The sequence below is a fragment of the Pseudomonas sp. NBRC 111127 genome, assembly GCF_001320345.1.
GTDB classification, from domain to species: Bacteria; Pseudomonadota; Gammaproteobacteria; order Pseudomonadales; family Pseudomonadaceae; genus Aquipseudomonas; species Aquipseudomonas juntendi.
The window spans coordinates 1-2,252 of record NZ_BCBD01000287.1 but is presented as its reverse complement, the minus strand read 5'-3'; the positions used below and the strand labels follow the sequence as shown (position 1 = coordinate 2,252).

The 2,252-nt window shown below is 65.4% G+C and carries 2 protein-coding genes; both read left to right on the top strand.

Annotation, left to right across the window (positions count from 1 at the left end; translation table 11 throughout):
• Positions 1-899: acetylornithine deacetylase (gene argE, locus APH30_RS26860; RefSeq protein WP_054914233.1), on the top strand; the 899-nt coding region annotated here is incomplete at its 5' end.
• A 124-nt stretch (positions 900-1,023) separates the two neighbouring features.
• Positions 1,024-2,252, top strand: a 1,229-nt coding sequence (argA, locus tag APH30_RS26855) for an amino-acid N-acetyltransferase (protein ID WP_054914232.1), incomplete at its 3' end; no start/stop codon positions are given.

The following is a 2,252-nucleotide window of genomic DNA, read 5'->3' as shown; positions in this document are numbered from 1 at the left end:
ACGACGAACAACTGTGGCGCAGTGACCCGCTGAAGCTGACAGAAACCGACGGGCGCTGGGTTGGCCTGGGTAGCTGCGACATGAAAGGGTTCTTCGCCCTGGTCATCGAAGCCGTCATTCCGCTGCTGGAGCACGATTTCAAGCAGCCTTTGCTGATCCTCGCCACCTGTGACGAAGAAAGCTCCATGTCTGGTGCCCGCGCCCTGGCCGAGGCTGGCCAGCCGTTGGGGCGAGCGGCAGTGATCGGCGAACCGACCGGGCTGCGGCCGATCCGCATGCACAAGGGCATCCTCATGGAGCGCATCGATATCCTGGGGCGCAGCGGCCATTCCTCGGACCCAAGCCTGGGCCACAGCGCCATGGAGGCCATGCACGCGGTCATGGGCGAGCTGATGGGCCTGCGCCAGCAATGGCAGCAAACCTACCGCAACCCACAGTTCAGCGTGCCCACCCCGACCATGAACTTTGGCTGCATCCACGGCGGCGACAACCCAAACCGTATCTGCGGCCAATGCGCACTGGAGTTCGACCTTAGGCCTTTGCCGGGCATGGATGCCGAGCAGTTGCGGGCGGCCATCCGCGAGAAACTGCAGCCGCTGGCCGAGCGCCACGAGGTCCGTATCGACTACGCACCGCTGTTCCCGGAGGTGCCGCCGTTCGAGCAGGCGGCCGACGCCGAGCTGGTGCAGGTAGCCGAACGCCTGACCGGCCATCGCGCCGAAGCGGTGGCGTTCGGCACCGAAGCACCTTATCTTCAGCAGCTGGGTTGCCAGACTATCGTGTTGGGCCCCGGCGACATCGCCTGTGCCCACCAGCCCGGCGAATACCTTGAAATGTCACGAATCGAGCCTACCGTGCGTCTATTGCGTGACCTGATCCGGCACTATTGCCTGCACTAAACGTCAATCGTACTGATTCGTTCCTGCCTAGAGGAGACCGCGCGTGACCGCAAGCCTGTTCCGACGATGATCCTGAACGCCCCGTGTATCGCCGTTCTCCGTCCACTTATTCACAGGCCCTGTCATGCCCGATTACGTCAACTGGCTGCGTCATGCCTCCCCGTACATCAATGCCCATCGCGACTGCACCTTCGTGGTCATGCTGCCTGGCGATGGGGTAGAGCACCCCAACTTCGGCAATATCGTCCACGACCTGGTGCTGCTGCACAGCCTTGGCGTGCGCCTGGTACTGGTGCACGGCTCGCGCCCGCAGATCGAAAGCCGTCTGGCTGAGCGCGGCCTGACGCCGCATTACCACCGCGGCCTGCGCATCACCGATGCCGCCACCCTGGACTGCGTGATCGACGCCGTCGGCGCCCTGCGCCTGGCCATCGAGGCGCGCCTGTCGATGGACATCGCGGCCTCGCCGATGCAGGGCTCGCGCCTGCGCGTGGCGTCCGGCAACTTGGTCACCGCACGGCCGATCGGTGTGCTCGAAGGGGTGGACTACCACCACACCGGCGAAGTGCGCCGGGTCGACCGCAAGGGCATCAGCCGCCTGCTCGACGAGCGCTCCATCGTGCTGTTGTCGCCTTTGGGTTACTCACCCACCGGGGAGATCTTCAACCTGGCCTGCGAGGACGTCGCTACCCGCGCGGCCATCGACCTGGGTGCCGACAAGCTGCTGCTGTTCGGCGCCGAGCCAGGTTTGCTGGACGCAGACGGCAAGCTGATACGCGAGCTGCGCCCACAACAGGTGGCCCCGCACCTGCAGCGCCTGGGCAGCGATTACCAGGGCGAGTTGCTGGATGCTGCGGCTGAAGCCTGCAAGGGCGGCGTCGCGCGTAGCCACATCGTCAGTTATGCCGAAGACGGCGCCCTGCTGACTGAGCTGTTCACCCGCGGCGGGGGCGGCACGCTGGTATCGCAGGAGCAGTTCGAGGTGGTGCGCGAGGCGACCATCGAAGACGTCGGTGGCTTGCTCGACCTGATCAGCCCGCTGGAAGAGCAGGGCATCCTGGTGCGTCGCTCGCGCGAGGTGCTGGAGCGTGAGATCGAGCAATTCAGTGTGGTCGAGCGCGAAGGCATGATCATCGCCTGTGCGGCGCTGTACCCGATTGCCGATTCCGAGGCCGGCGAGCTGGCGTGCCTGGCGGTCAACCCGGAGTACCGCCATGGTGGACGGGGCGACGAATTGCTGGAGCGCATCGAGAGCCGTGCGCGGCAAATGGGCTTGAGTACCCTGTTCGTGCTTACCACGCGCACGGCGCACTGGTTCCGCGAACGTGGCTTTGCGCCGAGTGGCGTGGAGCG